The organism is Candidatus Accumulibacter vicinus, assembly GCF_000584955.1.
GTDB lineage: Bacteria > Pseudomonadota > Gammaproteobacteria > Burkholderiales > Rhodocyclaceae > Accumulibacter > Accumulibacter vicinus.
This window is the reverse complement of record NZ_JDSS02000027.1, coordinates 40,010-42,285: the sequence shown is the minus strand read 5'-3', so window position 1 is coordinate 42,285 and position 2,276 is coordinate 40,010. Positions and strand designations below refer to the sequence as shown.

Below are 2,276 nucleotides of genomic sequence, written 5' to 3'. Positions count from 1 at the left end.
TCCCTCGTATCAGGCATACCAGACGGCGTTCTTCGGCGGGGACGGGTGGCGCCCACGGATCGTCAAAACTGGAAAAAACCGGGCGCCGACGACAAAAAAGCAGCGCAGCCTCGCCTCCGACGGCTGCCAGTAGGTCGACGCCAGCGCCAAAAATGCGTAGGGTATATTTTGGACGCTGGAAAATCGACACATCGAAAATGTCTCGGCCCTGAATAGGCTGGCAAATCGCCTGCATTTGCGACATAATCACGAGTGGTGCCGCAGGCGAATTGGCTTCAGACAGATCCCGCGTGCCCACGTACGCAGCATCGTCCGATCTTCGGGTTCCGAGTCACTGTAGAGAGCTGCATAACACCGTTGTTGGCGCCCGAATCGGCCACAAGCAAATCACACTATATGGAGTTGGCATGAGCGCAAGTCTGATCAAAATCCCGCAGGGTGGCCAGAAAATCATTCCAGGGGACGCCATCCCCGATCACCCGATCATCCCGTTCATCGAAGGCGACGGTATCGGCGTCGACATTACGCCGGTGATGATCAAGGTTGTCGATGCGGCAGTTGCCAAGGCCTATGGCGGCGTCAAGAAGATCCACTGGATGGAAGTGTACGCTGGCGAAAAATCGACCCAGATGTACGGTTCAGATGTCTGGTTGTCGGCCGAGACTCTCGACACGCTCAAGGAATACTCGGTTTCGATCAAGGGGCCGATGACCACCCCGGTCGGTGGCGGCATCCGTTCGCTGAATGTGGCCCTGCGCCAGGAACTCGATCTCTACCAGTGCGTCCGCCCGATCCAGTACTTCCGCGGCGTCCCCTCGCCGCTCAAGGATCCCTCGAAGACCAATATGGTGATCTTCCGCGAGAACACCGAGGACATCTACGCCGGTATTGAATGGGAATCGGGTTCGGATGGCTGCAACAAGGTCATCAAGTTCCTGCAGAACGAGATGGGGGTCAAGAAGATCCGCTTCCCGGCCACTTCCGGCATCGGCATCAAGCCGATTTCGAAGGAGGGCACCGAGCGTCTGGTGCGTGCCGCAATCAAGTACGCGATCGCCAACAAGCGCCGCTCGGTCACCATCGTACACAAGGGCAACATCATGAAGTTCACCGAAGGGGCCTTCCGTGACTGGGCCTACGCCCTGGCCAAGAACGAGTTCGGGGGAGTCGAGATCGACGGCGGACCATGGCTCAAGCTCCCGAATGGCATCGTCATCAAGGACTCGATCGCGGATGCCTTCCTGCAGCAGATTCTGCTGCGCCCGGCGGAATACGACGTGATCTGCACCACCAACTTGAACGGCGATTACATTTCCGACGCCCTGGCCGCACAGGTCGGCGGTATCGGCATCGCTCCAGGTGCCAACATCTCCGACCAGTATGCCTGCTTTGAAGCCACGCACGGCACAGCGCCGAAATACGCCGGCCTCGACAAGGTGAACCCGGGTTCGCTGATCCTCTCTGCCGAAATGATGCTCCGTCACCTCGGCTGGATCGAAGCCGCCGACCTGATCATCACGGCAATGGAAGCGGCGATTGGCGACAAGGTCGTGACCTACGATTTTGCGCGTCTGATGGAAGGTGCGACCGAAGTGTCCTGCTCCGAGTTCGGCGACGCGATGATTGCCCGCATGTAGGCAGTGCCTTGACTGCCCTGCCGTATTGACAAGGCCCCCGCAAGGGGGCTTTGTTCTTCCAGGACCGATTCATGAACCCATCGAACAAACCACTTGCCGGCCTGACGGTCATCGAACTCGGCAGCCTGATTGCCGGCCCTTTCGCCGCGCGCATCCTCGCCGAATTCGGTGCCGAGGTGATCAAGATCGAATCGCCCGACGGCGGCGATCCCCTGCGCAAATGGCGCAAACTCTACGAGGGCACCTCTCTGTGGTGGTATGTGCAATCGCGCAACAAGAAATCGCTGACGGTCAATCTCAAGCATGCGGCAGGACGTGAGATTGTCCGCAAGCTCATTGTCGAGGCCGACATCGTCGTCGAAAACTTCCGTCCCGGAGTACTCGAAAAGCTCGGGCTCGGCTGGGAGGCCCTGTCGGCAATCAATCCCGGTCTGGTGATGTTGCGTCTCTCGGGTTTTGGCCAGAACGGCCCGATGGCGCAGCAACCCGGTTTCGGTGCGATTGGCGAATCGATGGGTGGGCTGCGTTATGTGACCGGTTTCCCCGATCGGCCACCGGTCAAGACCGGAATCTCGATTGGCGATTCGATTGCCGCACTCTGGGGAGTGATCGGCACCTTGATGGCCCTGCGCCACAAGG

3 protein-coding genes are annotated in these 2,276 nt (G+C 59.2%); 2 read left to right on the top strand and 1 reads right to left on the bottom strand.

Going from position 1 to position 2,276, the window contains the following annotated elements; all coding sequences use genetic code 11:
* Positions 1 to 298, bottom strand: a 298-nt coding sequence (locus tag CAPSK01_RS22910; RefSeq protein WP_273703627.1) for a hypothetical protein, incomplete at its 3' end; no start/stop codon positions are given.
* 109 nt (positions 299 to 407) lie between these two features.
* On the opposite strand from CAPSK01_RS22910, the gene icd reads away from it, so the two are divergent.
* Both icd and CAPSK01_RS12655 read left to right on the top strand, forming a co-directional pair.
* Positions 408 to 1,637, top strand: a complete 1,230-nt coding sequence (gene icd / locus CAPSK01_RS12660) for an NADP-dependent isocitrate dehydrogenase (protein ID WP_034927133.1) — start codon at positions 408 to 410, stop codon at positions 1,635 to 1,637.
* Positions 1,638 to 1,708: 71 nt separating this feature from the next.
* A partial coding sequence (locus tag CAPSK01_RS12655; RefSeq protein ID WP_034927559.1) for a CaiB/BaiF CoA-transferase family protein occupies positions 1,709 to 2,276 on the top strand: 568 nt, incomplete at its 3' end.

Bases quoted from the DNA above. Each gene is read 5' to 3' on its own strand.
- icd (WP_034927133.1), top strand. From the start codon at position 408: ATGAGCGCAAGTCTGATCAAAATCCCGCAGGGTGGCCAGAAAATCATT.